The sequence below is a fragment of the Cyanobium sp. T1B-Tous genome (assembly GCF_024345475.1).
In the GTDB taxonomy this organism is placed as follows: domain Bacteria; phylum Cyanobacteriota; class Cyanobacteriia; order PCC-6307; family Cyanobiaceae; genus Cyanobium_A.
On sequence record NZ_JAGQBE010000038.1, the window covers coordinates 1 to 25,546 of the forward strand.

General features: G+C 69.0%; 28 protein-coding genes, 1 tRNA gene and 2 pseudogenes. 20 read left to right on the forward strand and 11 right to left on the reverse strand.

Annotated features, from left to right (window positions below):
- Window positions 1–1,338: pseudogene (locus KBY71_RS09630) on the forward strand (glutamine synthetase type III); the annotation flags it as partial.
- 19 nt (window positions 1,339–1,357) lie between these two features.
- Here the strand turns inward: KBY71_RS09630 and KBY71_RS09635 are convergent.
- Window positions 1,358–2,101 carry a hypothetical protein gene (locus KBY71_RS09635; protein ID WP_254928702.1) on the reverse strand — a complete coding sequence of 248 codons (744 nt, stop codon included), beginning with the start codon at window positions 2,099–2,101 and terminating at the stop codon, window positions 1,358–1,360.
- A 284-nt stretch (window positions 2,102–2,385) separates the two neighbouring features.
- Here KBY71_RS09635 and KBY71_RS09640 point away from each other — a divergent pair, with 284 nt between their 5' ends.
- The gene (locus KBY71_RS09640; protein ID WP_254928703.1) at window positions 2,386–2,589 is read left to right on the forward strand and encodes a hypothetical protein; all 204 of its coding nucleotides are present in this window, start codon (window positions 2,386–2,388) and stop codon (window positions 2,587–2,589) included.
- Between the two features lie 27 nt (window positions 2,590–2,616).
- On the opposite strand, the gene KBY71_RS09645 is transcribed toward KBY71_RS09640, so the two are convergent.
- Both KBY71_RS09645 and KBY71_RS09650 read right to left on the reverse strand, forming a co-directional pair.
- Window positions 2,617–2,931, reverse strand: coding sequence for a hypothetical protein (locus KBY71_RS09645; protein ID WP_254928704.1), 315 nt, complete (start codon window positions 2,929–2,931; stop codon window positions 2,617–2,619).
- A 54-nt stretch (window positions 2,932–2,985) separates the two neighbouring features.
- A complete protein-coding gene (locus KBY71_RS09650) occupies window positions 2,986–3,564 on the reverse strand; it encodes a hypothetical protein (protein WP_254928705.1) in 579 nt (192 codons plus the stop codon).
- A gap of 219 nt (window positions 3,565–3,783) precedes the next feature.
- On the opposite strand from KBY71_RS09650, the gene KBY71_RS09655 reads away from it, so the two are divergent.
- The 4 genes from KBY71_RS09655 (at window position 3,784) to KBY71_RS09670 (ending at window position 5,807) form a co-directional block, all read left to right on the forward strand.
- The gene (locus tag KBY71_RS09655; RefSeq protein WP_254928706.1) at window positions 3,784–4,233 is read left to right on the forward strand and encodes a hypothetical protein; all 450 of its coding nucleotides are present in this window, start codon (window positions 3,784–3,786) and stop codon (window positions 4,231–4,233) included.
- A 54-nt stretch (window positions 4,234–4,287) separates the two neighbouring features.
- The gene (locus KBY71_RS09660) at window positions 4,288–4,653 is read left to right on the forward strand and encodes a molecular chaperone DnaJ (protein ID WP_254928707.1); all 366 of its coding nucleotides are present in this window, start codon (window positions 4,288–4,290) and stop codon (window positions 4,651–4,653) included.
- Window positions 4,654–4,767: 114 nt separating this feature from the next.
- Window positions 4,768–5,337: a triacylglycerol lipase gene (locus KBY71_RS09665; RefSeq protein ID WP_254928708.1), complete on the forward strand. Its 570-nt coding sequence runs from the start codon at window positions 4,768–4,770 to the stop codon at window positions 5,335–5,337.
- Window positions 5,334–5,807 (forward strand): hypothetical protein, encoded by a 474-nt coding sequence (locus tag KBY71_RS09670; RefSeq protein ID WP_254928709.1) that lies wholly within the window; start codon window positions 5,334–5,336, stop codon window positions 5,805–5,807. The genes KBY71_RS09665 and KBY71_RS09670 overlap by 4 nt, the downstream gene beginning before the upstream one ends.
- Window positions 5,808–5,821: 14 nt before the next feature.
- On the opposite strand, the gene KBY71_RS09675 is transcribed toward KBY71_RS09670, so the two are convergent.
- Together KBY71_RS09675 and KBY71_RS09680 are read right to left on the reverse strand one after the other, a co-directional pair.
- Window positions 5,822–8,011: a beta-glucosidase gene (locus KBY71_RS09675; RefSeq protein ID WP_254928710.1), complete on the reverse strand. Its 2,190-nt coding sequence runs from the start codon at window positions 8,009–8,011 to the stop codon at window positions 5,822–5,824.
- Between the two features lie 580 nt (window positions 8,012–8,591).
- Window positions 8,592–8,663: transfer RNA gene (locus KBY71_RS09680), tRNA-Lys, on the reverse strand.
- A gap of 97 nt (window positions 8,664–8,760) precedes the next feature.
- Between KBY71_RS09680 and KBY71_RS09685 the strand changes: the two genes are divergently transcribed.
- From KBY71_RS09685 to KBY71_RS09715, 8 genes and pseudogenes are all read left to right on the forward strand, one after another.
- Window positions 8,761–9,279 carry a gamma carbonic anhydrase family protein gene (locus KBY71_RS09685; protein WP_254928711.1) on the forward strand — a complete coding sequence of 173 codons (519 nt, stop codon included), beginning with the start codon at window positions 8,761–8,763 and terminating at the stop codon, window positions 9,277–9,279.
- A 107-nt stretch (window positions 9,280–9,386) separates the two neighbouring features.
- Window positions 9,387–9,509 carry a photosystem II protein Y gene (locus KBY71_RS09690; RefSeq protein WP_190390055.1) on the forward strand — a complete coding sequence of 41 codons (123 nt, stop codon included), beginning with the start codon at window positions 9,387–9,389 and terminating at the stop codon, window positions 9,507–9,509.
- A 4-nt stretch (window positions 9,510–9,513) separates the two neighbouring features.
- Window positions 9,514–10,899 carry an FADH(2)-oxidizing methylenetetrahydrofolate--tRNA-(uracil(54)-C(5))-methyltransferase TrmFO gene (gene trmFO, locus KBY71_RS09695; RefSeq protein ID WP_254928712.1) on the forward strand — a complete coding sequence of 462 codons (1,386 nt, stop codon included), beginning with the start codon at window positions 9,514–9,516 and terminating at the stop codon, window positions 10,897–10,899.
- Window positions 10,896–12,458 (forward strand): carotenoid isomerase, encoded by a 1,563-nt coding sequence (crtH, locus tag KBY71_RS09700; RefSeq protein WP_254928713.1) that lies wholly within the window; start codon window positions 10,896–10,898, stop codon window positions 12,456–12,458. The genes trmFO and crtH overlap by 4 nt, the downstream gene beginning before the upstream one ends.
- A 180-nt stretch (window positions 12,459–12,638) precedes the next feature.
- Window positions 12,639–13,103: pseudogene (locus KBY71_RS15180) on the forward strand (CHASE4 domain-containing protein); the annotation flags it as partial.
- Window positions 13,104–13,274: 171 nt separating this feature from the next.
- Window positions 13,275–15,089, forward strand: a complete 1,815-nt coding sequence (locus KBY71_RS09705; protein ID WP_254928714.1) for a bifunctional diguanylate cyclase/phosphodiesterase — start codon at window positions 13,275–13,277, stop codon at window positions 15,087–15,089.
- A 28-nt stretch (window positions 15,090–15,117) separates the two neighbouring features.
- The gene (locus KBY71_RS09710; RefSeq protein ID WP_254928715.1) at window positions 15,118–15,402 is read left to right on the forward strand and encodes a hypothetical protein; all 285 of its coding nucleotides are present in this window, start codon (window positions 15,118–15,120) and stop codon (window positions 15,400–15,402) included.
- Window positions 15,399–15,947 (forward strand): hypothetical protein, encoded by a 549-nt coding sequence (locus tag KBY71_RS09715; protein ID WP_254928716.1) that lies wholly within the window; start codon window positions 15,399–15,401, stop codon window positions 15,945–15,947. Before KBY71_RS09710 ends, KBY71_RS09715 begins: the two co-directional genes overlap by 4 nt.
- 28 nt (window positions 15,948–15,975) lie before the next feature.
- On the opposite strand, the gene KBY71_RS09720 is transcribed toward KBY71_RS09715, so the two are convergent.
- Entirely contained in the window at window positions 15,976–16,728 is a 753-nt protein-coding gene (locus KBY71_RS09720) for a response regulator transcription factor (protein WP_254928727.1), read from the reverse strand.
- A gap of 170 nt (window positions 16,729–16,898) precedes the next feature.
- Between KBY71_RS09720 and KBY71_RS09725 the strand changes: the two genes are divergently transcribed.
- Window positions 16,899–17,165: a DUF6761 family protein gene (locus KBY71_RS09725; RefSeq protein WP_190390060.1), complete on the forward strand. Its 267-nt coding sequence runs from the start codon at window positions 16,899–16,901 to the stop codon at window positions 17,163–17,165.
- 28 nt (window positions 17,166–17,193) lie between these two features.
- Here KBY71_RS09725 and grxD read toward each other — a convergent pair whose 3' ends face one another.
- From grxD to KBY71_RS09745, 4 genes are read right to left on the reverse strand one after another with little or no spacing between them, the layout of a single operon-like run.
- Window positions 17,194–17,517, reverse strand: coding sequence for a Grx4 family monothiol glutaredoxin (gene grxD, locus KBY71_RS09730; RefSeq protein ID WP_254928717.1), 324 nt, complete (start codon window positions 17,515–17,517; stop codon window positions 17,194–17,196).
- A gap of 4 nt (window positions 17,518–17,521) precedes the next feature.
- On the reverse strand, window positions 17,522–17,755 hold the full coding sequence (locus KBY71_RS09735; RefSeq protein ID WP_254928718.1) for a BolA family protein: 234 nt from the start codon (window positions 17,753–17,755) through the stop codon (window positions 17,522–17,524).
- Window positions 17,756–17,792: 37 nt separating this feature from the next.
- Window positions 17,793–18,335, reverse strand: a complete 543-nt coding sequence (locus tag KBY71_RS09740) for a hypothetical protein (RefSeq protein WP_254928719.1) — start codon at window positions 18,333–18,335, stop codon at window positions 17,793–17,795.
- 26 nt (window positions 18,336–18,361) lie between these two features.
- Window positions 18,362–19,081, reverse strand: coding sequence for a 1-acyl-sn-glycerol-3-phosphate acyltransferase (locus KBY71_RS09745; protein ID WP_254928720.1), 720 nt, complete (start codon window positions 19,079–19,081; stop codon window positions 18,362–18,364).
- 128 nt (window positions 19,082–19,209) lie between these two features.
- On the opposite strand from KBY71_RS09745, the gene KBY71_RS09750 reads away from it, so the two are divergent.
- Together KBY71_RS09750 and KBY71_RS09755 are read left to right on the forward strand one after the other, a co-directional pair.
- A complete protein-coding gene (locus KBY71_RS09750) occupies window positions 19,210–19,959 on the forward strand; it encodes a pyridoxine 5'-phosphate synthase (protein ID WP_254928721.1) in 750 nt (249 codons plus the stop codon).
- Window positions 19,956–20,276, forward strand: coding sequence for an MgPME-cyclase complex family protein (locus tag KBY71_RS09755; RefSeq protein ID WP_254928722.1), 321 nt, complete (start codon window positions 19,956–19,958; stop codon window positions 20,274–20,276). The genes KBY71_RS09750 and KBY71_RS09755 overlap by 4 nt, the downstream gene beginning before the upstream one ends.
- Here KBY71_RS09755 and KBY71_RS09760 read toward each other — a convergent pair.
- Window positions 20,273–20,614, reverse strand: coding sequence for a hypothetical protein (locus KBY71_RS09760; protein WP_254928723.1), 342 nt, complete (start codon window positions 20,612–20,614; stop codon window positions 20,273–20,275). The genes KBY71_RS09755 and KBY71_RS09760 overlap by 4 nt on opposite strands.
- A 105-nt stretch (window positions 20,615–20,719) precedes the next feature.
- Between KBY71_RS09760 and KBY71_RS09765 the strand changes: the two genes are divergently transcribed.
- The 3 genes from KBY71_RS09765 to KBY71_RS09775 form a co-directional block, all read left to right on the forward strand.
- The gene (locus tag KBY71_RS09765; RefSeq protein WP_254928724.1) at window positions 20,720–21,379 is read left to right on the forward strand and encodes a metallophosphoesterase; all 660 of its coding nucleotides are present in this window, start codon (window positions 20,720–20,722) and stop codon (window positions 21,377–21,379) included.
- Between the two features lie 23 nt (window positions 21,380–21,402).
- Window positions 21,403–24,642: an exodeoxyribonuclease V subunit gamma gene (locus KBY71_RS09770; protein ID WP_254928725.1), complete on the forward strand. Its 3,240-nt coding sequence runs from the start codon at window positions 21,403–21,405 to the stop codon at window positions 24,640–24,642.
- Window positions 24,639–25,546, forward strand: a 908-nt coding sequence (locus KBY71_RS09775; RefSeq protein WP_254928726.1) for a UvrD-helicase domain-containing protein, incomplete at its 3' end; no start/stop codon positions are given. The genes KBY71_RS09770 and KBY71_RS09775, both read left to right, overlap by 4 nt.

Here is a 25,546-nt window from a genome sequence, read left to right on the forward strand (position 1 = left end):
CTCTACCGCCTCGGCGTGCCCGCCAAGACCCGCCACAACGAAGTGGCCCCCGGCCAATTTGAAATCGCCCCCTACTTCGAGGCCGCCAACGTCGCCACCGACCACCAGCAGCTCACCATGACCGTGCTCAAGGCCACGGCCAAGAAGCACGGCTTCACCTGCCTCCTCCACGAGAAGCCCTTCGCCGGCATCAACGGCTCCGGCAAGCACGTCAACTGGTCCATCGGCAACGCCACCCAGGGCAACCTGCTCGACCCGGGCCAGACCCCCCACGACAACCTCCAGTTCCTGCTCTTCTGCGCCGCCGTCATCCGCGGCGTCCATCGCTACGGACCGCTGCTGCGGGCGGTGATCGCCACCGCCGGCAACGACCACCGCCTCGGCGCCAACGAAGCCCCGCCCGCGATCATCTCGGTGTACCTCGGCAGCCAGCTCGAGGACGTGTTCAACCAGATCCGCGAGGGCAACCTGCAGAGTTCGGCCAAGGGCGGCGTGATGACCCTGGGGGTCGACACCCTGCCGGAATTCACCAAGGATCCCGGCGACCGCAACCGCACCTCCCCCTTTGCCTTCACCGGCAACCGCTTTGAGTTCCGCGCCGTTGGCTCCGGCCAATCCGTGGCTGGCCCCCTGGTGGCGATGAACACCGTGCTGGCCGACTCCATCGGCTGGGTCGCCGACCAGCTGCAGGGCCAGCTCGAGAGCGGCACCGCCCTCGGGGAGGCCGCCTTCACCGTGCTCCAGCAGGTGATGCGCGAGCACGGTGCGGTGGTGTTCGGCGGCGACGGCTACTCCAGTGCCTGGCACCGGATGGCCGAGGAACAGCGGGGTCTGGAAAACCTGCGCACCTGTGCCGATGCCCTGCCGGTGCTGCAACGCCAGGAGGTGCGGGAGCTGTTCGAGCGCCAAGGGGTGCTCAGCCCGGTGGAACTGGAAAGCCGGTTCGCCGTGTATGCCGAGCAGTACGTGCTCGCCATTGAGGTGGAAGCCAAGCTGGCCCTGCAGATTGCCCGCACCCAGGTGTATCCGGCGGCGGTGCGCTATCTGGGCGAACTGGGCAAGGCGCTGCAGGAGCAGCAGGCGATGGGGCTCCATCCCAACCTGAACCTGCGTAACCAGCTCGGTGAGCTGCTCGAGCAGCTGAACAACGGCTGCGATGCCCTGGAGCAGGGCCTGAACAGCGCCCCCCACGACACCGAAGCCCACATGCACCATTGTGCCGACACCCTGATGCCCCTGATCGGCACGCTGCGCGCGGCGGTGGATGGCCTCGAGCGCGTGGTGGACGACGATCTCTGGCCCCTCCCCAGCTACCAGGAGATGCTGTTCATGCGCTGAGCACAAGCTCAGCGCTTCGTCACTGCGGGAACACATCAATCCTGGCGCGTTCGACATAACTGGGGTCGGCCATGGTGTCGACCTCAAAGCAGGTCCACGTGGCACTGGGCTCCGGGGTGCGGCTCCCGAGTGGCCACTCGATCCGACGGCGTTGGTAGGTGAGGCCGACGCAGGTGAGGGCCTCGTCATCCGCCATCAGCGACCACAGCACGTGCACGTCACCCCGGTCGTAGCTGATCGGGCTCTGCTGCACCCCCTGCTCCGGCAGCCAGCCCGGCAGGAGGGTCACGTGGGTGCGGTTCTCCCAGCAGAGGTAGCTGCCGTTGTCGGTGGGATAGAACCAGCAGGTTTCGTTGGCCGCTTCCGCCAGGGGGAAGCGATCCAGCAACTGCACGTGCTGCACCTGCAGGGGAGGTCCCTCGAGCGGGCGCGGCGCCTGGCCCTCAGGCCAGGCGGGACCCCTCAGGGCATACACCCCGATCCAGATGGAGGAAACCTCCAGCAGGGGCACCACCGCATCACAGATCAGGGAGCGGCGCTCCGAGGCAGCTGCCGGTAGGGGGTCGTCGCCCCGGATGGTGGCGCAACCCGTGGCCACCAGGTCATCCAGGCTGCCCTGCCAGTGATCGGGCAGACGGAACAGGCGCAGAGCGCGGCCCGTGTCAGGCCCCTGGCCCTGGGCGGCGACGAGATCAGTCCAACCGAGACCTTCGCCGGGAAGCTGCCCGTCCCGAGCGAGCACAAAGGCGAGGGAGTGGAGCATGGGACCCAGTTGGTGCAAACCGGCGGTGTCCTTGGACCCTAGAAGCCCTGCCGCGTTGGGATGGTGTGCTCCGATGCCAGCCGGGCTCGATGGCTCCAATCAGACGCGCAACGCCAGTTCGATGATGAGAAATCCCACCAGGGCCGCGAGAGCGAGCAGGGAGGGCACCCGCATGCGTCTGAACCGCCCAAACTTCTTAAGGAAATCCTAAGGGGGATCGCTCGGGGTTGGCCGATCCCAGGCCTGAGAGACTCCTTAAGAGAGATCTTGTAACGCACCAGCCGATGTCCAGCCGTGACGGCAGCCACAGCACAGCCCTGAGCCTGCTGCTCCTGCTCGGCCTGGCCATCGGCCTGCACGTGTATGCCGTGCGGGTGAAGGACGTCCAGCCCTCCCGCCGCCTGCCGGTGACAAGCTTGAGCCCGGATGGATCGAATCCCGTGGCCGGCTCCCAATCGAGCCGCATTGAGCGGATGATCGACCAATAAACCCTGGGGCGATCACCCCCTAGCCATTCAACGGTCGAAGGCGAGCCCCACCAAGGAGCGGGAGCCGCCCCTCACCTGCCAGCAGCCCTTGACGGGCCGGTAGCCACACCCCCGCCCATGGGCTTGGGTGATCAGCACACCATGCCCCCCAGGGGGGAGGTCCAGCTGGGGGTCGACCCAGACGGCCACGCCCCCGGCGCTGAAGTTGGCAATCTCCACGGGAATGGCGGGCAGCACCCGGCCTTCCCACTGCAGCCAACCCTCCATCGGCTGCTCCACGGGCCAGCGCTGACCCTCCCGTTCGTTGGCGGGAACAACCCTGGAGCGCCCGCGCGGAGCCACCCCTTGCAGGCCAGGCCGCAAACGAAATCGAGCCCAAGCCCCCATACAGCCTCCTCAGCGACGGAACGCAGGGGCCTCCCCGGATGCCCTGTTCTCAACGTTAGACCCATTCGAGCCCTGGAGGGCCAGGGCGAGGGAGTTGAGGGCCGGATGGCCCGCCAGCTCGCGGCGCACAACCAGAACCCCCTCCTGCAGCGCGCAAGCCACCAAACCCTCCCGTCCATCGATCGCGGCGGGGTGACGGTCGGTGAGCCAGCCATCGATCACGCGCGATTCCACCAGGCTCCAGGAGCGCTCCTGCTGAGTCGTCTCCGCAAGGACGGCAATCCAGGCACTGGCCGCCAGCCGAGGCAGACAACCCGCCAACGGCGGGGCCAGCTCCAAACGCAGCTCCGAGCCCCGCAACAGCCGGTGCAACTGGTGAACCTCCCGCTCCAGATCGAGCAACACGGTGGGACCGCTCAGCCGCCAGCCAGCTGAATCCCGGATCAGTGACACCCCAAAGACGTCAGCCGCCTCTTGGGCGCGACGCGAAATCGAAGACTGATGGCAGCCGCAGAGCTCCGCCGCCCGGTAGCCACTGTTCAGCCACACCAGAAAATCGAGAGCATCCAGGGCTTCCGGGGTAACCACCGCCTACAAACCAAGCCGCATAAGCATAGGAGACGCGAAAAGGTTGGGGCCAAAATGTATTCGCAGGTGCTCAAGGAATAAATATAGTTATGAGTCAAATGAATACGCATTTGCCTTCGCGGCCGGGTAGGCGGACGCCGTGGGCCCGCCCCTCATTTGCCAGACTGCTCCCAGCGAGGACACACCGGGCCGCAGTGGCGGACCGGAGGACGAACACCCATGGCCAAGGACAGCCAGCCTCCCTTCCGGGCCCCGGGCCGGGATCGCCGTGGGGAGGCGGATCGACGCGCCAGCCGCCGGGACGACAGCAAGGGCTCAGACCGCCGGGGAACGCCTCGCCGGGCCTATCTCCGCCGCCCTGCTCCCATGGGAAGCGGGGCGATGCAGGGGGAGCTCGTCGATGCGGCGGGGGAGCGTTGGACCTTCAAGGTGTGGGACCTGGGCGAGGGGGGCGTGTGCGTCTTCACCCAGAGCAGCATCGACAACCTGGACGGCAGCAGCCTCCAGCTGACGATTTTCGACCGCTTCGAACGGCTCGATCACCGGATGGACGCCCGGCTGGCCTGGCAAGCCCAGGAAGGCATCACCTATTTCCTCGGCCTGGCCTTCGAAATGCCCATCGAGTCGGGGCTCTTCTACGACCGCTACCTGGCCCCCACCAAGGGCTGAGCTCTTGACCTAGGGCGCCATGGCCGAAAGTGGAGGGATTGCCTCTCCCACCCCATGGGTCTCGTCACCACCGCCCCCGCCGTCCGTCAGACCCCGACGCCCGGGGAGGACTCAGCTGAGCGCAAAGGGTTCGGGGGATCGGGCCAGGCCCGGGCCGGCCGACGCAAGGGGGCTCGCAAACGCAGTCCAGCCCTCAGCAAGGCCGACTGGGGACCCCTCGGCAAACATCCGGATCTGGACTCCATCGTGGCGCGGCAACGGCTCGAGCTCCCCCTGGCTGGACGCCTCAGCTCCAGCGAGGTGAACCGGGCCTGGAAACGGGCCGCCGCCGAACACCATCCCGACCGCGGCGGTAGCCACGACACGATGCAGCGGGTGAATGGGGCGCGGGACCAGCTGCTGGGGCGCCAGGAGGAGTGATCCCCAGAACGCCCTGAAGCTGGTCAGATTGGGATTGGCCGCCGCAGCAGTCGCCCCATCAGCAGCGCACCTCCAGCCACCGCCACCCCCCGAGACACCACGCCCCTGGTGCTCGTGCACGGGCTGCTGGACAGCCCCAAGGTGTTCAATGCGCTGAAACACCAGCTGGGCGAGCAGCGTCAGCCCCTGCTGATCCCCGATCTGCCGCTGCGCCTGGGGCTCACGCCGGTGCCGGAGGCCGCCGAACTGCTGGGCAGCCACATCGAGGCGGCGTTTGGGCTGGAGCAACCCATCGACCTGCTGGGCTTCTCCATCGGCGGGGTGATCGCCCGCACCTGGATCCAGCTGCTGGGCGGCCATCAGCGCACCCGTCGCTTCATCAGCGTGGGCAGCCCCCAGCAGGGCACGCTCACGGCCCAGCCCTGGCCAGGGCGGCTGCTGGCGGGTATTGCCGATCTGAAGTGGGGCAGTCCCCTGCTGGAGCAGCTCAACGGCAACCTCGACACCCTGGCTGGCGTGGAGTGCTGCAGCTTCTATTCGGCCATCGATCTGGCCGTACTGCCGGGCTGGCGGGCGGTGTTGCCGGTCGGGCGCACCCAAGTGTTGCCGGTGTGGGCCCATCCCCAGCTGCTGCGTGCCCCCCAGTCGCTGCAACTGCTGGCCGCAGAACTGTTGCGGCCATGACCACCCCCCTGTCACCCCTGATGGCCCTGCTCACCAGCGCCCTGGGCTGGCTGCTGTGGAGTGTGGTGGTGGGAGCGCTGGCCAATCGCCTGCCGGCCGGCTGGCTGGCGCGGAGCAGGGTGCTGTGGAAACGGCCCTGGCCAGAAACCCTGCAGAGCTATGAACGGCACTGGGCGATCCGGCGCTGGAAGCCCTGGCTGCCCGATGCCGGCAACGCGCTGCCCAACGGCGTGGCCAAGGCCAGCCTGGTGGGCCGCGATCGCCGCAACCTGGAACGGCTCGTGCTCGAAACCCGGCGGGCCGAGTTGGTGCACCTGGCCCTGTGGCTGTTCTGGATCGCCACAGCCCTGTGGCTGCCGCCGGTGGGAGTGCTGATCAACCTGGGCTTCGCCACCCTGTTCAACCTGCCCTGCCTGTGGGTGCAGCGCTACAACCGCCTGCGGCTGCAGCAGCTGCTCGCCCGCCCCTGAGCTGGATCCAGCCATCAGGCGCCCAGATCGTTGGCCGCCAAGGCCAGTTCCACCAGCAGGCCGGCGTCTTCACTGTGCTGGGCAAGCCGCAGCCGGTGGGTCCCCGCCTCGAGCCAGAAGCGGCTGCTGGCTTCATCGAAATAGGCCAGCCGGCGGAGGGGAATCGCCAAGCTGAGCCGCTGGCACCCGCCAGGCTCAAGGCTCACCCGGCCAAAACCTACCAGGGTGCGGCGGGGGCGTTCCAGCACCAGCCCCGGTGGTTCGACGTAGACCTGCACCACCCCATCGCTGGCCAGGGCCCCGTCGTTGTGCAGCGTCCCGGCGACCCGCAGCGCCGGGTGGGGACCGGGGCTGAGCTCGGCCTCGGCAGCGCTGAGGCGCAGGGCGCCGTAGGAGAGGCCGAAGCCGAAGGGAAAGGCCGCCGGGTGGCCGTCGCGCTGGAGCCGGCGGTAGCCGTGCCAGAGGTCGTAGTGCACCTGGCGGGCACGGGGCTCAAACGGGGGAAGGTGGTTGGCGCTGGTGGGGATGGCGAAGGGCAGGCGCCCGGAGGGCGACACCGCACCAAACACCACATCGGCCAGGGCCTCGCCACCCCGCTCACCCGGATACCAGAGCAGCAAAATCGCCGGCACCGCCTGGCGCCAGGCCTCCATCAGGATCGCGCCGCCGCCCATCAGCACCACCACCGTGCGGGGGTTCGCCGCCACCACCGCCTCGATCAGGGTCACCTGCTCGGCCGGCAGCTCCAGCTGGGTGCGGTCGCCGGCGGCGAAGTCTCCCCCCTGGCGGGCCGAGCCGTAGCTGGTGATGGCCGCGATCGCCCGGGCCACCGGCGGCCACCAGCGCCGTAGCAGGGGGTGGGGGGGTGGCATCTGGCGCAGGATCGGGGCGATGTCACCGGGGTGGATGTGCTCCCCCTCCAGGCGCCAGTCGAGGCCGAGCACCAGCAGGGCCGTTTCACAGCGAGCCGCCAGGGCGATGGCCTCCTGGAGGTGCTCGCCGCTGGCGTGGTGCACCGCTCCCGGCGCGGCAGCCGCCCGCAGCCCCTCCAGAGGCGTCACCACCACACCCGGCTCGGGCCGGGTGTCGGAGGAGCCCCGGTCGCCCAGGTTGGCCACCGCGGCGAGGGAGCCGATCACCGCCAGCGACCGGGCCGGATCCAGGGGCAGCAGGGGCGAGCCAGGGGAGACGGCCTCGTTTTGGAGCAGCACGATCGCCTTGGTGGCCGCCTCCCGGGCCAGGGCCCGGTGCTCGGGGCAGGCCCGCAGGCTGGCGGGATAGGCCGCCTCCGGCACCGCCAGCTGCACCCGCAGCTGGCGCAGCACGGCGTCGTCGAGCCGAGCCAGGGAGAGGCGTCCATCGGCCAGGGCCTCCTCCAGGCAGCCGGCAAAAATCATCCGGAACGGCATCTCCAGGTCCTGACCGGCCCGCACCGCCGCCACGCCATCGCGCACCCCGAAGATGAAGTCGGTCACCACGAAGCCCTGGAATCCCCAGCGCTGCTTGAGGATCGCGGTGAGCAGCCCGGGATGCTGGCCGCACCACTCGCCGTTCACCTGGTTGTAAGCACTCATCACTGACCCCGCCCCGGCCTCGACGCAGTCGCGGAAGTGGGGCAGATACAGCTCGTGCAGCACCCGCTCCCGCACCTGCACATCCACCAGGAAACGGGAGCTGTCGATCGAATTGAGGGCCAGGTGCTTGACGCAGGCCACCGCATGGCGCTGGATGCCGCGGGTGCAGGCCGCCCCCAGGGCCCCGAGCAACACCGGATCTTCACCGTAGGTTTCCTGGGCCCGGCCCCAGCCTGGGTGGCGCAGCAGGTTGACGCACACCGCCGCCAACCAGTTGGCCCCTAAGCTGCGGGCCTCGCGGGCCATGGCCTCGCCGATCCGCTCCTCCAGGTCGACGTCCCAGCAGGCACCGCGGGCGATCGGCGGCGGGAAGGTGGTTGCCCCACCCTTGAGCACCACCCCCCGCGGGCCATCCACAAAGTGCAGACCCGCCAGAGCGAGCCGCGGCACCGCCCCCGCCGGCCAGGGATGGACGTGGGAAGCATCGCGGCTGGCGATGTCCACCATGCCGGGCCAGAACGCGGTGTCGCCCTCGAGCAGGGCCAGCTTTTCGGCGCTGCTGAGCTGGGCCAGCAGCGCCTCGGCCCGGCTCTCGATCGCTTCAGGCCCAACCTCAGGCGACGCCGGCATGGGAGCTCCCTGGCTGCCCTGAGGCTAGGAAGGCCGGATCCACCCGGCCGACACACAACAACGCCCGGAGCGCGAGCCCCGGGCGTTTGTCTGCTCAGCTGTGGTGCCGACCCTCGGGGGTGCGGGCGCAGCTGCGCGAGGTTTGTGCTTGGTGATCAGATCGTGGGATCTGAGGGTCTTCAGTTGTGGGTCGGAGCTGCCGGCGCTGGCACCTGGGGCCAGGTGACAAGTGGGACTTCCCATGTCGGTCCGGGGCACCTAGGGCGGTGCAGTGGACGGGTGGACGCGAGGACGTCAAACCCAGGGAAGCCAGAGATCCGTCGAGAGTGTTGGAGCAGGGGCCGGATCGTCAGCGCGCTCCTATTTGATGCTCAGGGGGGGTGTCTTCCGTCATTGGAGCCTCCGAATCCCGATGCACAAACAATCGCGCCGGCGGGCCGAACAGGCAAGGCGCCCGACCCCGGCGGCAACGGGTCTTCACGAGAGCACATCAGACTTCATGAAGGGTGCTTCACCAACCGCAGCAGGCAAGCGCGGCCGCCTCTCAGAGAGGGGCTTCTGAACTGGCCGGATCCTTCTATGGGTCGCCTGAGATTCGAACTCAGGACCAATCGGTTAAAAGCCGAGTGCTCTACCGCTGAGCTAGCGACCCGCGCCCGTTGGGCACCTAGGGAACGTATCACCCAGCGGCGACCTCCTCCAAGGGGGAGGGGAAGCCGGGAGAATGGCTCAACCTGGTGCCGCCGCCGATGAGCAGCCTTCCCTGGCCCGCCGGCTGGCCCGAACCCCGGATCCACCCCGAGGCCTGGGTGGCCAACTCCGCCGTGGTGATCGGCGATGTGCAGCTGGCGGCCGGCGCCAGCCTCTGGCCCACCGCCGTGGCCCGGGGGGATGTGTGCCCGATCGTGGTGGGCGAAGGCAGCAACGTGCAGGACGGCGCCGTGCTGCACGGCGATCCCGACCAGCCCGTCACCATCGGCGCCGATGTGACCATTGGCCACCGGGCGGTGGTGCACGGCGCCACCCTCGAAGACGGCTGCCTGATCGGCATCGGCGCGATCGTGCTCAACGGCGTCACGGTGGGCGCCGGCGCCCTGGTGGCGGCTGGTTCAGTGGTGACACGCGATGTGCCCGCCGGGGCCGTGGTGATGGGGGCACCAGCCCAGGTGAAGCGCGAGCTCAGCGCCGAGGCCCAGGCGGAGCAGCGCCAACACGCCCGCCGCTACAGGGAGCTGGCCCGGGCCCATGCCGCGCGGGACAAGGGATGACCCCCATTCAGATCACGTCAACTCAGATGACGACAAATCGCGGGTCGGGCGGACCGCCGACGCGGCGCAGTCCTTAAGATCGCGTGATCTTGTTTCCCCTGCCTTCCATGGACGCACGGCTGGTGCTGGTTGCCGCTCCCATCCTTCTGGCCGCCGGCTGGGCCGTGTTCCACATCGGCCGCGCCGCCGTGGGCCAGCTGCAGCTGATGCTCAAGCGCGCCCGCGCCTGATCGCTTGCGTCCAGAGCTGCTCGTCATTGGCGCCGGTCTGGCGGGCACGGAAGCGGCCTGGCAGATCGCCAGTGCCGGTTTACCGGTGCGGCTGGTGGAGATGCGGCCCGTGCGCCGTTCCCCAGCCCACCACAGCGCTGAATTCGCCGAGCTGGTGTGCAGCAATAGCTTCGGGGCCCTGAGCAGCGACCGGGCCGCCGGGCTGCTGCAGGAGGAGCTGCGCCGGTTGGGCTCCCTGGTGATCCGCACCGCCGACGCCCATGCCGTGCCGGCCGGCGGCGCCCTGGCCGTGGATCGGGGCCGCTACAGCGCCGCCCTCACCGCCGCCCTCGAGCAGCACCCCCTCGTGACGGTGGAGCGCCGCGAACACACCGAGCTACCGGGCCCCGACCAGATCGCCGTGCTGGCCACCGGCCCGCTCACCAGTGAGCCCCTGGCCGAGCAGCTGCGTGCCTTCACCGGCCGGGCCGACTGCCACTTCTTCGATGCCGCCAGCCCGATCGTGGAGGGCGAGAGCATCGATCTCTCGGTGGCCTTCCGGGCCTCGCGCTACGACAAGGGCGACGCCGATTACATCAACTGCCCCATGGACCGGGATCAATTCCTGGCCTTTCGGCAGGAACTCCTGAAGGCCGAGCAAGCCGAGCTCAAGGATTTTGAGCAGGAGAGCGCCCATTTCTTCGAGGGCTGCCTGCCGATCGAGGAGCTGGCCCGCCGCGGTGAGGACACGATGCGCTATGGCCCGCTCAAGCCGATCGGCCTCTGGGATCCCCGCTGGGGGGATGTGAACGACCGGGACGTGCGCCGCGCCAAGCGCGCCTACGCCGTGGTGCAGCTGCGCCAGGAGGACAAGGACGGCCGCCTCTGGAACCTGGTGGGCTTCCAGACCAACCTCAAATGGGGCGAGCAGAAGCGGGTGCTGCGGCTGATCCCGGGCCTGGAGAACGCCGAATTCGTGCGCTTCGGCGTGATGCACCGCAACACCTTTCTGGAATCGCCCCAGCTGCTCGATCCCAGCCTGCAGTTCCGCAGCCGCCCCACGCTGCTGGCCGCAGGCCAGATCACCGGCACGGAGGGCTATGCGGCGGCGGTGGCCGGCGGCTGGCTGGCCGGCACCAACGCCGCCCGGCTGGCCCAGGGCCTCGAGCCCATCAGCCTGCCCCCCACCACGATGATCGGGGCACTCACCCACTTCATCGCTGAAGCCCCCTGCGGTGGCAAGGGCAAACGGGGCGGCTTCCAGCCCATGCCCCCCAACTTCGGCCTGCTGCCGGAGCTGGCCGAGCGCATCCAGGGGAAGCGGGAGCGCTATGGCGCCTACCGCGACCGGGCCCTGGCCGATCTGGCCCCCTTCCTAGGGTCAGCCACACCTGCCGCTGCCCTCCGGTGACCACCACCCCTGCCCCCATCTGGGATGTGATCGTGATTGGCGCCGGCATCGGTGGCCTGGTCACCGCGTCCCAGCTGGCCGCCAAGGGGGCGAAGGTGCTGGTGCTGGAGCGCTACCTGATCCCCGGGGGCTCGGGCGGCAGCTTCAGGCGAGACGGCTACACCTTCGATGTGGGCGCCTCGATGATCTTCGGCTTCGGCGAGAAGGGCCACACCAACCTGCTCACCCGCGCCCTGGCCGATGTGGGCCAGCACTGCGCCACGGTGCCCGATCCGGCCCAGCTCGAATACCACCTGCCCGGCGGCCTGAATGTGGCGGTGGACCGGGACTACGAGCAGTTCCTGGCCGATCTCACCGCCCTGTTCCCCCATGAGGCCCAGGGCATCCGCGCCTTCTACGACGCCTGCTGGCAGGTGTTCCGCTGCCTGGACGCCATGCCGTTGCTCTCGCTGGAGGATCCGGCCTACCTGGCCAAGGTGTTCTTTCGGGCCCCCCTGGCCTGCCTGGGCCTGGCCCGCTGGCTGCCGGTGAACGTGGGCGATGTGGCGCGCAAGCACATCAGCGATCCGGCCCTGCTCAAGTTCATCGACATGGAGTGCTTCTGCTGGAGCGTGATGCCGGCCGACCTCACGCCGATGATCAACGCGGGGATGGTGTTCTCCGATCGCCATGCCGGCGGCATCAACTACCCCAAGGGCGGCGTGGGCGTGATCGCCGAGAAGCTGGTGGCGGGGCTGGAGGGCCATGGCGGCGCCATCCGCTACAGGGCCCGCGTCACCGACGTGGTGATTGAAAACGGCGCAGCCGTAGGCGTGAAGCTCGCCAGCGGGGAACAACTCCGCGCCCGCCGCGTGGTGAGCAACGCCACCCGCTGGGACACCTTTGCCGGCAGCCCCGACAGCGAGGGAGCCGTGGCCCAGCCCCTGGTGGACGCCGCCCACACGCCCCCGGCGGAAACCACCTGGCGCCGCCGCTACAAGCCCTCCCCCTCCTTTCTCTCCCTGCACCTCGGCATCGATGCGGCGGTGGTGCCCCAAGGCTTCCACTGCCATCACCTGCTGCTGGAGCGCTGGGAGGAGATGGAGGCGGAGCAGGGGGTGGTGTTCGTGTCGATGCCGACCCTGCTGGATCCGGCCCTCGCCCCGGCGGGCCGCCACATCCTGCACAGTTTCACCCCCAGCTCCATGGAGCATTGGCAGGGCCTCAGCCCAGCGGCCTACCGGGCCAAGAAGCAGGCCGACGCCGACCGGCTAATCGCCCGCCTCGAGGCGATCCTGCCGGGCCTGAAGGGCGCCATCCACCACCGGGAAGTGGGCACGCCCCGCAGCCACCGGCGCTTCCTGGGCCGCATGGGCGGCAGCTACGGCCCGATCCCGGCCCTGCGGTTGCCGGGCCTGCTACCCATGCCCTTCAACCGCACCGCCATCTCGGGGCTCTATGCCGTGGGCGACTCCTGCTTCCCCGGCCAGGGGCTGAATGCGGTGGCCTTCAGCGGCTTTGCCTGCGCCCATCGCATCGGCGCCGATCTGGGGCTCAATCCTTGGAGCCTGCCTGCCTAGGATGATGTCATCGGGCAAAGCGGCGGCCCAGTGACAGTCGGCACAACCAAGGCGAGCTCCCAGCCTTCTGCGCGGCCAAGTCGGCAGTCTCCACGAAGGCTATGGCGTTCTTGGCTCAAGGAAGAGCGCATCAGCTGGCTCAACCGTGGGCCGTCGCGGACGGCCGTGATCCTGTTGGTGATGGGCAGCCTGGTTGGGGTTGAAGCGATCCGCAGGATTCAGCTGGCCCAGAACCGGAGCGTCACCAACCAGACGATCGCCCTGGAAAAACTGGATGCTGAATTCCGGGACGCCCAGCGAACGGCGAGGGACTGGGGCTGGTGGGATGACAGCTATGCCTTCATCGAGGGAAAGAACCCCACCTTCCCCTCCCAAGACATGGCCACCAGCAGCCTCTTTGAGGAAGGGGCCGCCATGGCGCTCTACGACCCCCAATCCCAACGCAAAGCCCTTCAGGTGGGCCTGGGCAGCCTGAACAGGCCCCCTGATCGATGGCTGGTGCGCTGCATGGACTCCACCGCGCGCACCCGGCGCCAACTGGGGCTCGCCGGCATCCGGGTGATCTGCTCAGGCGAAACCAACAACCTCTACGTGGGCTTCGCCACCACGATCAGCACCAGCGACAACAGCCGTTCCACAACAGCCACCCTTGTTTACCTCAACCCGCTGGTTGAACCCCAGTTCGGCCCCCACCTGAAAGGGGAGCTCCAGCGGATCCAGACGCAGCTGCAGCCCATCCCCCCAGCGGGAGCCATTCCCACAGGGTGGGGCGTGGCTCCGCTCCAACCCCAGACCTTCAGCGACGACGGGCGACTGATGGGTGTCAGACCCGCCAATAGCCAGGCGGAGCAGCGGCAGGAACTGACCGACCTGCTGCTGCTGCTCACCGGCGGGGGAGTGATCGCCCTGACCCTGCGCCTCCGCTGGAAACTGGCCGAGCGAAAGCAGAGATTGCTGCTGCGCCAGAAGGAACGCTGGGCGACCCAACGCATCCGCCGGAGTCACCGTGCTCTGATTGAAATCCTTGATTTCAAGAGTCCCAAGCCGGACCCATCAGGACAACCCAGCCCCGCCGACACCCCACCTGGCAGCACCTTGATCTTCAGAGGACTGCTGGAAGAGGAACGGCGCCACCCTGCCTCCCCACGCGCCAGCCAACCGATCGATGGGTCGACGACCGCAACCGGCAGCGAACCGGCTGGTCGCCAAAGCGTGGGCATCCAGACGATTGCCAATCGGTTTGAACAGATTCTGGGCACCGCCCGAGACCTGGCCATGCACGATGCCCTCACCGGCCTGGCCAACCGCCGCTACTGCATCGAACACCTTGAGAGAGAAATCGTTCGTCTCAAGGAAAAGCAAGCCCTGCTTAGCCTCCTCTTCATCGATGTCGACAAATTCAAAAGCATCAACGACACCTATGGCCACCGCATCGGCGATCAAGCCCTCTGCAAGGTGGCCACTGAACTCCAGGCCCTCTGCCGCCAGGGTGATTTCCTAGCGCGCTACGGCGGCGACGAATTCATTCTGATTCTGAATTCAGGTGACACGCCCAATGCCAGTCAAGAGTCCCTAGCCCTCCATGCCCAACAGGCAGCCCGCCGGATCCTTGAATCGTTTGAGAAGAGTCAAGTTGATTCCAATTCACCCTACCGACTCAGCCTGAGCATTGGAATCACGATCAGCGATCCACACCAGTCCTCCAGCGAAGACATCGTTCGGAAAGCAGATCTGGCGATGTACAAGGCGAAAGCCTCCCAAGGGGAACACATTCACCTCTTCACAACGGACAACGAAGCCAATCCACTCAGTGACCACCGACTGTTCACGGCGCTCCAGCAAGCCTGCGCATCATCACACCAGCCCTCGCAGCCAGACTCCTTCCGGATTTTGTTTCAACCCATTGTCAATGCCGCAGGCCAAGTTCTGTCCGTTGAGGCTCTCGCCCGCTGGGATCACCCAGAGCTGGGAGAAATCCCCCCAACTCTGTTTATTCCGGTCGCGGAACACTATCGAATCATGGGTCGCGTTGGCTGGCAGCTCATCGAAGCCTCGTTGCTGGCCTTCAAGCAGCTGATCCAGGCCCTGAAGATCACCCCCAACCAGCTGGACCTGGCGATCAATATCAGCCCATCCCAGCTGATCGACGCCTCTTTTTCAGGCCAACTGATCGATGCGATTGCAGCCCAGGGACTCTCCTGCAACAGCATCAATCTTGAACTGACTGAAACTGCCATCTTCAACTCCACAGCAGCGGTTGAAACCAATCTGCGCCAGTGTCGAGAAGCGGGAATGCGGATTTCCCTCGATGACTTTGGAACGGGCTTCTCCTCCATGGGCCTGCTGCTATCGCTGAAGCCTGACGAACTGAAGATCGATCGCAGTTTTGTAATCGGAGTTCTCAACGATTCCTATGCGGAACAAATCGTGGAACTACTCCCCAGGCTCACGGACTCCGTGTCGATGACCCTCATCGCTGAAGGCGTGGACACCGAGGAGAGCTTTCAGCGGCTGCAACAAATGGGTGTGGCCCGATTCCAGGGCTATCTCTTCTCGGAGGCCCTGGACATCGCCTCCCTGGTGGAGCGGGTGGGGGGAAACCGACTCACAATCCCCCTTCCCGCTGCATAGCCTGGACCCTCTTGTCCTCAAGCAAGGAATGCCCGGCATCCCGACCCCCAGTTCAGAGGAACTGGCCCGCTACCTGGAGCAACGGGGCGAACTCGGCAAACCCTGGATGCTGCAACTGCTGCGGCTCACCAAGCTCAAGGAGGCCAAGGACAGCATGGATCCGGACGCCTACATGGCGAGCCTGCAGGAGGCCCATGCCGATCTGATGCGGCTCGGGGAGTTCTGGAAAGGCCGGGAGCAGGAGGTGTTCAGCGGCCGGTATCAGCCGCCCGAGCTGATCGAACCCCTGCCCGGATCCCCCGAGGATCGATGAGCGCCCCGCAGGTGGACATCCAGGCGCGCTACCCAATGGCGCCCCTGATCCGCTTCACCCTGATCAGCCTTTACCTCGCCCTGGTGGCCCCCCTCCCCGTTCTCGCCACCGGAGCCCTGCAGACCACCCTCTGGCTGGCCCTGCCCCTGGGGCTGGCCCTGGTGGTGGCCGCCACCAGCGAACAGGTGGAGCTCAACGGCAGCACCATCCGGGTGGGCCACCCCCGCTGGTGCGCCTGGCTGCTGCGCCGCGGTTGGAGCCTGCCCTGGAGCGCGATTCAGGGGCTCACCCCGGTGGCCACCAGCCAGGGAGGTCGGGTGTTCTACGTGCGGGCGGCAGATGGATCGGCCTACCTGCTCCCCCAGCGGGTTGCCGCCTTCGAGGAGTTTCTGGGCCGCTTCGGCCAGGAAACGGGCCTCGACGTCAGTTCCATCGGCCGGATCAGCCCGCCTTGGACCTATCAGCTGCTGGCGGTGCTGAGCGGGACCATGCTGGTGGGGGAACTGGGCTGGCTCGCCTGGGCAGGATCGCCTGGAGTGTGGTGATGCCAGCCTGATCCAGCCAGGTTGGGCTTCAGACGAGGCTGTTCTGGGGCTGCCGCATGGCCGACTCCTGCTCGGCTTGGGCTTCGGGCAGGGTTTCGAGGCTGAAGCGATAGCCCTGTTGGCGCATCGTCTCGATGCCACCCCCTTCTCCCAATCCGGCCTGCTCCAGCTTGCGCCGCAGGGTGAGCACCTGGGTATCGACGGAGCGGGGCCCACCGCTGAAGGGAGGCCAGGCCATGCGCAGCAGTTCCTGGCGGCTGCGCACCACCCCCGGTGGCATCAACAGGGCGCAGAGCAGGGCAAATTCCCGGGGGCTGAGCTCCACCGGCTGGTCGCGCAGGGTCACCTGGCGCAACAGCACGTGCACCTCCAGGGGGCCGACACACACCCGCTCCTGCAGGCCGGTGCCGCTGCGGCGCAGCAGGGTGCGACAGCGGGCGGCCAGTTCCTCCAGGCCGAAGGGCTTGCGCAGCACGTCGTCCGCACCGGCATCGAGCAGGGTCACCACCGGCTCAGAGCCGGTGCGGGCCGTCAGCACCATCACCGGACAGCGCAGCTGGGCCGCCAGACGCAGGGCCGAGCTCTCATCCAGCAGCTCCGCGCTGATCAGCAGATCGGGAGACTGGTCGTGGCACACCTCCAGAGCTTCTCGGGCTGTGGCCACAGCGGCCGCCAAGTGGCCGTCCTGGCGCAGCCGTTGGGCCAGAACCGTCCGCAGGGTGGCGTGCGGATCCACCACCAGCACCCGTTGGGGCTGACCTCCGGCCTGGGATGGGGACAGGCTGGCTGATACCGGCGGGGAGGTTGAGCTGATGGGTTCCGGTTGGATAGTGACCTCAGGCTAACGGGGTTGGCCAGGGCAACCGCGTATCAGCCGATGCGCTTGCTCAGACCCTGACGATCGCACCCCCTGGCCCGGAGGGCCAGAATGGCCCCAGGGTTGTTGACCCCATGACCGCGCTCCACCATCCCGACGCCATCCGGCACTTCCAATCCCTGTGTGATGCCTGCCAGGAACTGGCCCATCGCTTCCACAGCCCGGCGGAACTGCGCCTGTACGCCGACGGCTATCTGCATGCCCTGCGGCGCACGGCCGTGCTGGATCCCCTCACCCAGCGCAGGCTCGAGGAACTCATCGACCGCTGGATCCAGGATCCGTCCAGCTTCATCGGCCCAGACGGCGACCCGCGCAGCCTCTACGAAAGCGAGCGCTACTGAGCCAAGGGGCTCCTGAAGTGGGGGTGCCTCAGCTGGCCAGGGCCACCTCGAGCTTCTCGCGCAGTTCGCCCGAGTTGTACATCTCAATCAAGATGTCCGATCCGCCGATGAATTCCCCTTTCACATACACCTGGGGAATGGTGGGCCACTCGGAAAACTCCTTGATGCCCTGACGGATCTCCGCATCGGAGAGCACATCGAAGGTGTCAAACGGCACCCCCACCGAGTGCAGGATCTGCACCACGTTGTTGGAAAAGCCGCACTGGGGCATCAGCTTGCTGCCCTTCATGAAGACGAATACCGGGCTGGTCGCCAGCAGCTCTTCAATGCGTTGACGGGTGGTGGCTTCCATGAACTCAGACAGGAGTGGAGGTTTGCAGGGCCAGGGCGTGGATCGCTTCGCTGGCCAGTTCCTGGCGCAGGGCGCCATAGACAAGCTGGTGCTGCTTGACCCGGGTGAGCCCGTTGAAGGCTGACGACACCACCGTCACCTGGAGGTGGTCGCCCCCGCCGGTGAGATCTTCCACCTCCACGGAGGCATCGGGCATGGCCAGGGTGATGGCCGCCTTCACCTGGTCGGGATGCACCATCGGGGAGACCAAGCGGCGAACGTCGGGAATCTAGAGCTCACTTACCGGGAGCTGCAGCATCCCCGGCGGAGTAAGGCGTGGCCGCAAAGCCGATCTCCACCAGGTTTTGATAGGCCTTACGGCCCTCGGGGGTGGCCGGGGTCATCACCTTGACGACTTCCACCAGCAGCGGAACCGCCACCTCAGGCTGGTTCTGGCGGCGGAACACGGCCGCCAGGCGCAGGTTGGCCTGGGCCATGGTTTCCAGGGCCTCACGGCCCTTCTGGTCCATCTCCCGGGGGATGCGGGCATCCAGGCCCCGGAAGGAGCCGCTCAGGTCGCGGTAGAAGCCCAGCAGCCGGCGGGTGGCATCGCGGGCCTGGTCGTAGAGCTTGCGGGCTTCGGCGAGGTTGCCGTTGGCGGCGGCGGCATCGCCGCGGGCCAACAGGGCTCGCACCGCCTCGAGGTTGAAGGGGCTACCCGAGGACTCCAGGGCCCGTTGGGGATCCTGTTGGGCCTGAACAGCACCCGGCACCAGCGGGGCGGCGAGGGCCAGCGCGGCCAACAGGGAGCCGCAGATCAGGCGGGACGACCTACGCACAGATGGCCTTAAAAGGTGGTCTGACTCTAAGGGGCGAGCCCAAGGGCGCCGCGGGCCCGGGCCTCGGCGGTGGCCATCGCCAGCGCCAGCTGGTCGGTGAACGCGACTGCCGCCTCGCGCCCTTGCCCCTCCAGGCTGAGGGGCGGACCGAAGCAGAGCGCCGCCCCATCCCGCCAGCGGGGCGGACGATGGCCATAGGCAAGGCCCACCGGCACCACCGGCACCGACACCCCCCGGCCGGCGGCCAGCAGGGCCAGACGGGCCAGGCCCTGGTGCAGCCGCAGGGGCGTCTGCTCCCGCACGATGCGGCCCTCGGGAAACACCACCAACTGCTCGCCGGCCGCGAGCAGGTCGACCGGGTAGCGGAGGCTGGCCATCGAAGGACGGCCCTGCTTGACGGGGAAGCAGCCCAGCCGATGCAGGAACCAGCCCTGCACGCCGCGCATTTCATCCACAGTCACCATGAAGCGGCAATCGCGGCCGGTGACGCGGCGGCCAGCGGCGTGGGGCAGCAGCAGGGCATCCCAACGGGCCCGGTGGGTGGGGGCCAGCAGCACGGGGCCCGCGGTCGGGAGGAACTCCCGGCCCAGCACCCGCACCGAGCGGAAGAACAGGCGCAGGGCGATGTCCTGGCTGGCCACCATGGCCAGCGGCGACAGCCAGGGGCTAATGCCGTTGCACAGACCCCGCTCCCGCACCTGGGGAAGGGAAGCCGTGGAACCCGTCTGCGCCGCCAACAACCGCATGAAGGGGAGGACTTCTGACGCTAGGGGCCATGGCCGCCGTCCAGGTCGGGGCACGGGCAGTTGGGGCACCGCCCAGGGGCGCTCCATAGGATTTCGACCAGACCCTCCCCCCGCCAGACCACCCCGCCATGGCCAGCCTCGGCGTCAACATCGACCACCTCGCCAACGTGCGCCAGGCCCGCCGCAGCGTGGAACCCGACCCGGTGAGCCATGCCCTCCTGGCGGAACTGGGCGGCGCTGACGGCATCACCGTGCACCTGCGCGAAGACCGCCGCCACATCCAGGACCGCGATGTGGAGCTGCTGCGGCAAACGGTGCGCAGCCGGCTCAACCTGGAGATGGCCGCCACCGCCGAGATGGAGGCGATCGCCCTGCGGATCCGACCCGACATGGTGACCCTGGTGCCCGAGAAGCGCCAGGAAGTAACCACCGAGGGGGGCCTGGATGTGGCCGGCCAACAGCAGGCCCTCACCGGCCTGGTGGGCCGGCTGCAGGACAGCGGCATCGGCGTGAGCCTGTTTGTCGATGCCGACCCCGCCCAACTCGAGGCCAGCCGGGCCACGGGTGCCCGCTGGGTGGAACTGCACACCGGCAGCTACGCCGAAGCCGATTGGCCGCACCAACCCCGCGAGCTGGCCCGCCTCACCGAGGGCAGCTTCATGGCCCGCAGCCTTGGGTTGCGGGTGAATGCCGGCCACGGCCTCACCTACCAGAACGTGGAGCCGGTGGCCGCCATTGAGGGGATGGAGGAGCTCAACATCGGCCACACGATCGTGGCCCGCGCCCTGGCGGTGGGTCTGGAGGCGGCGGTACGGCAGATGAAGGCGCTGATTCAGAATCCCCGCCGCGACCCCCTGTTCGGCAGCCGCCAGCCATGAGCACCTATCACTTCATTGCCGCCAGCGAGACGTTCCTCACCGTGGAGGAGCCCCTGGAGGAGGTGCTGCGGGAGCGGGTGCGCCACTACGGCGAACAGGGCAAGGCGATTGATTTCTGGCTGGTGAAACGCCCTGCCTTCCTCGAGGCTCCCGAACTCGAGCCCATCGGCAGTGCGGTGCCCAGGCCGGCCGCCGCGGTGGTGTCCACCGATGAGAAGTTCATCACCTTCCTGAAACTGCGGCTGGAGTTCGTGGCCTGCGGCCGTTTTGAGGCACCCAGCGCCGCGATTCCCGACGCCCTGGCCAGCGCGGCTTAAAACAGGCCCAGAAAGCGCTTGCGCGGAGCCTCCTCACCGGATGCAGCCGGCTCAGCCCGGCCCTGGCCGCCGTCCTGCTGGTAGCGGGGCTTGTTGTCGCCGATGGTGAGCAGCGCCTCCTTGTTCTTCCACCACACCCAGTCGCGAATCGGCGGTGTGTTGGCCAGCTGCTGGCGGGTCAGACCCAGCCCGAGCTTGGCCGAGGCATCGAGCAGCACGTCGAGCATCTCTTCCCCATTGCTGCAGCGGGCCAGGGCCTCATTGGTGCGCTTGGCCCCATTGAGGGCCTTCACCAGGGCATTCACCCGCTGCCCCACCGACAACGAGGCTGGGTTCATCGGGATCTCGACAGCGCTGGGGCGACCGTACCAGCGCTGGCCGGTCGGGGGGGGGCTGACAAGGAGACGGTGGGGAGGCAAGACTGGATCCAACGCGATGGACTGATGACGTCCCCCTCCCGTGCCTGCCACCATTGGGTGATCGGGGACGTTCACGGCTGCGCCGACTCGCTCGAACGGCTGGTGGCCGAGCTTCCGGCCGGGGATCGGCTGGTGCTGTGTGGCGATGTGATCAACCGGGGGCCCCAGATCCGCCGCACCATGGAGCTGGCCTGGGGGCTGGTGGAGTCTGGCCGGGGGGTGTGGCTCAAGGGCAACCACGAAGCCGACCTGGTGGCCGCCCTGCACCACGGCAACTGGATGGCCCACCGGGCCCTGGCCGGGTGTGACACCTACCGCCAACTCGGCGATCGCCACTCCCGCATCTGGCAGGAGCGCCTCGAGCGGCTGCCCTGCACCTACGGCGGGCCGGGCTGGGTGGCCACCCACGCCGGCTTCGATCCCACCAGCTGGGAACCGGACCTCTCCATCCGCATGCCCTTCTGGCAGGCCTACGACGGGCGCTTCGGCGATGTGGTGATCGGCCATACCCCCGGCCCCAACGTCCGGCGCCTCGGCCAGATCGTGATGGTGGACACCGGCGCCTGCTACGGCGGCGACCTCTCCGCCTACTGCCCCGAAACCGGCGCCATCCGGTCTGTCCCCGGCCTGCGGGACCGCGCAATGACGTCCTTCAGCCAGCAGCTGGCGGGCTGCCTGCCCTGATGGCCCACCGCTGAGCCCACGCCTTGCTCACCGTTTTCCGGGGCAACCGGGCTGAACATCTCGCCGAACTCCTGGCTGCCCAGCTGCGGCTCAATCCGCCGGGCCCGTGCGAGACGGTGCAGGTGGTGGTGAACACCTGGCCCACCAGCCGCTGGCTGGGCGAGCAGCTGGCGGTGGGACTGGGGGGCATCGCGGCCAACATCCGCTACCCCTTCCCCGGCAGCCAGCTGCGCCAGATCGTGCAAGCCCTGCTGGGCCACGGCAGCGGCGACGCCGACCCCTGGCGGGCCAGCCAGCTGGTGTGGCCCGTGCTGGAGCTGCTGCCGGAGCTGGTGGAGCAGCCGGAAGCCGCCGCCCTGCGGCACTGGTTGGGGCGTCGCCAAGGCAACGACCAGGAGCTCGACCTGGCCCGCTGGCAGCTGGGCCGCAGCATCGCCGATGCCCTCGACGACCTCGCCCTCTACCGCCCGGATGTGCTGGAGAGCTGGTGGGACGGGCGCACCCCAGCCCTGGGCGACAGTGCGGCCTGGCAGCGGCTTCTGGTGCTGCGGCTGGGGGAGCGCCTGGGCGTCAAGCCCTTTGGCCTGCGGGTGCTCGAGGCCATCGCCCTGCTCCAGGAAGGGCCCCCACCCGCCGGCAGCCTGCCCGATCCCCTGCGCCTGTTTGGCCTCAGCAGCCTGGCCCCAATCCAGGTGCAGCTGCTCCAGGCCCTCAGCATCCACACCAACGTGGACCTCTACCTGCTCACCCCCTGCCGCGACCTCTGGCAGCGCTGCACCAGTCGCCGGCGGGTGCTGAGCGACGCGATCGCCCTGCAACAGCCCCTGGACGGCGACTGGCTGCTGCAGGCCTCCGGCCTGGAGGCCCGTTTCGGGCGCCTGGGGGGCGAATTTCAGCAGCTGCTCGAAGGCAGCGGCGACAGCCGTCTGGGCCAGTGGGAGGAGAAGGATCTGTTCGTGGCGCCCGCCAGGGGCCATCGCGGGGAAGGGCCTGCTCCCCTGCTCCATCAGCTGCAGCAGCAACTGGCGGATCCGGCTGGACACCCCCAGCTGCAGCGGGCCTCAGGAGACAGCTCCCTGGAGTTCCACCGCTGTCCCGGCCCCCTGCGCCAGGTGCAGATCGTGCGGGATCGCATCCTGCAGCTGATGGCCGCCGACCCCACGCTCCAGCCCCGGGATGTGCTGGTGATGACCCCCCAGGTGGATGGGCTGGCCCCCCTGGTGGCCGCCGTGTTCGGCGATGGCGAAGCGACGGGGGTGACACTCAACTGGCGACTCACCGACCGCAGCCAGCAGAGCGATGCCAGCCTCAGCCGCAGCCTGCTGGAGCTGCTGCGACTGGCGGGGGAACGGCTCACCGCCTCCGCCCTGGAAACCCTGCTGGAGAGTGCGGTGCTGCAGGAGCACTTCCAGCTCAGCGGGGCCGAACTGGCGGCGCTCCATCCCCTGCTGCAACGCTGCGGCTTCCACTGGGGCCTCGATGCCGCCGAGCGGGGCGGGCTGGCCAGCGGCAGCCTGGCCTGGGCCATCGACCGGCTGCTGCTGGGCCTGGTGCTGCCCGAGGAGCCCGGCCTGGCCCCCGCCGACACCGCCCCCCTGGCCAGTGGGGTGGGTGTGGAGCTGCTGGGCCGCTGGCTGCACCTGCTCACCCGGCTGCGCCACTGGCTGACGGAGCTGCGCCGTCCCCGCCCCTGCGAGGCCTGGGCCAGCGGCCTGCGGGCCCTGCTCACCGACCTGTTCGGCGAGGGCGGAAGCCAGGCCTGGGAGCTGCCCCTGGTGCTGGCCGCCATCGACGACTGGCAGCAGGCCGCCGCGGGCTGCGCCCTCGAGCTGGCCGCACCGGTGGTGGCGGCCGTGCTCGACGAGCGGCTGGCCGCCGATTCGGGCCGCTTCGGCCACCGCAGCGGTGCCCTCACGATCAGCGCCCTGGAACCGATGCGGGCGATTCCCCACCGGGTGATCGTGTTGATGGGGCTGGATGCGGGCAGTTTCCCCCGCCAGAGCCAGCGGCCCGGCTTCCACCTGCTCGAGCAGCAGCGCCGCCTGGGTGATCCCAACCCGGCCGACCAGGACCGCTATGTGCTGCTGGAGGCCCTGCTCTCGACCCGCGATCACCTGCTGGTGACCTGGAGCAGCCGCGACCCCCGCAGTGGGGAGGAGCTGCCGCCGGCCACCCCGGTGCGCCAGTGGCTGGAATGGCTGCAGGGCCAGCTGCCCGGCCAGGGCGATGGCCTGCTGGTGGACCATCCCGCCAACCCCCTCGACCGGGCCAACTTCCAACCGATCGGGGAACGCCCCCCGGGCAGCTGCGACCGGCGGCTGCTGGAGGCCCGCCAGCTGCTGGACCAGCCCGCCGCCCTGGCCCCACCCCTGTCCCTGGCGGCGAGCACCCCCCCCGGCCCGCCCAACCTGGAGCAGGGACGCGGGGAGTTGGAGGCCACGGCCGACCTGCGCGAGTGGCTGCTGGCCCCCCAGGCCAACTGGCTGCGCTCCCTGGGGCTGCGGCCCCGGGAATGGGCCGACAGCCTCGACGACCTCGAGCCCCTCAGCCTCGATGAGCGCAGCCGGGCCGCCCTGCTGCGCCAGGCCCTCAGCGACCCCGGGGCGGCAAGCCTCGACGCGCCCGAAACCTGGCTGGAACGCCACCGGGGCACGGGTCTGCTGCCGCCCCTGGCGGCCGGGCGGCTGGAGGCCGCCGGCCTGAGCCGGCGCTGGCACAGCCTGCACACCACCCTGGAGGCCCTGGGACCCGAACGCCGGGCCCTGGCCCAGTGGCAGGGCTGGCAGCAGGAGCTGCTGTGGCGGGGCTCCTCCCTGGTGGTGCTGCACCCGGCCCGCCCCCGCAGCCGCCAGCGCCTGGAGCTCTGGCTGGCCCTGCTGCTGGCCGCCGCCGCCGACCAGGCCCCCTCAGCGGCGGTGCTGGTGGCCCGGGGCGAGCGGGACTTCGGCGTGGAGCTACGCCTGGTGCCCCCCGATGGGGCCACGGCCCGGCAGGAACTGGAGCGGCTGGCGGAGCTGCGCGAAGCCTGGCGCCAGCGCTGCTGGCCCGTGCCCCCGGAAACCGGCTGGGCCCTTGTGGAGAAGGGCGCCGACCAGGCGATCGAAACCTGGGAGGGCACGGAGCGATCCCGGGGCGAACGGCAGGAGCCGGAGCAGGCCCTCTGCTTCGGCACCGAGCTCAGCGGCAGTGCCCTGCTGGCCAGTGGGGAGGTGGCCGCCCAGGCCGAGATCCTGCTCGGCCCCCTGCGGGAGCAACTGCCATGACGGCGATCCCGGCGCCTGAGCAGCGCTTCGAGGCCAACACCTTCCCGCTCGAACCGGGCCTGCGCCTGCTGGAGGCCAGCGCCGGCACCGGCAAGACCTTTGCCCTGGCCCAGCTGGTGCTGCGCTACGTGGGCGAGGCCGAGCTGGACCTGCACCAACTGCTGGTGGTGACCTTCACCGACGCCGCCGCGGCCGAGCTGCGCGACCGCATCGGCCAGCGGCTGCAGCGGGCCCTGGCGGGGTTGGAAAATCCCGAGCTGGAGGCGCCCGACCCCACCCTCGCCGCCTGGCTGGAGCAGCAGCGGCCCCGCAGCGACCGACTCCGGGCCCGCCTGCTGCTGGCCCTCGAGGAGCTCGATGCCGCCGACATCACCACCATTCACGGCTTCTGCCGCCGCACCCTGCAGCGCCACGCCCTGGAGGCCGGCCTGCCCCCGGAGCTGCAACTCGAAACCGAGAAGGGCACCCTGGTGCGGCAGGTGGCCCACGACTACTGGCAGCAGCAGGTGCTGCCCCTGGCCAGCCACCTGGTGGCCGGCCTGCAGACGTGGGTGAAGGGTCCGGAGACCCTGGAAGCCCTGTTGGGCAGCCTCGATGGCGACCCCGCCCTGCAGCTCGACCCCCTGCCAAGCGGATTCGCGGTTGAGGCCCCCCTGCCGGACCAGCTGGAGGCCCTCTGGGCCGAGGCCTGGGGCCAGTTCCAGGCGCGCTGGAGCACCCACGGCCGGGCCCTGGAGGCGAGCTTCTGCAGCGCCGCCGCCACCTGGCGTGAGCAGGGCTTCAAGACCACCACCCCCTACAACCCCAAACCCCGCAAGGACCGCTGCGGCCTGGTGGAGGGCTGGATCGCCGCCCAGCCCCCTGGGGGCGACTACGGCGCCACGGTGGGCCGCGGCGGCGGTGC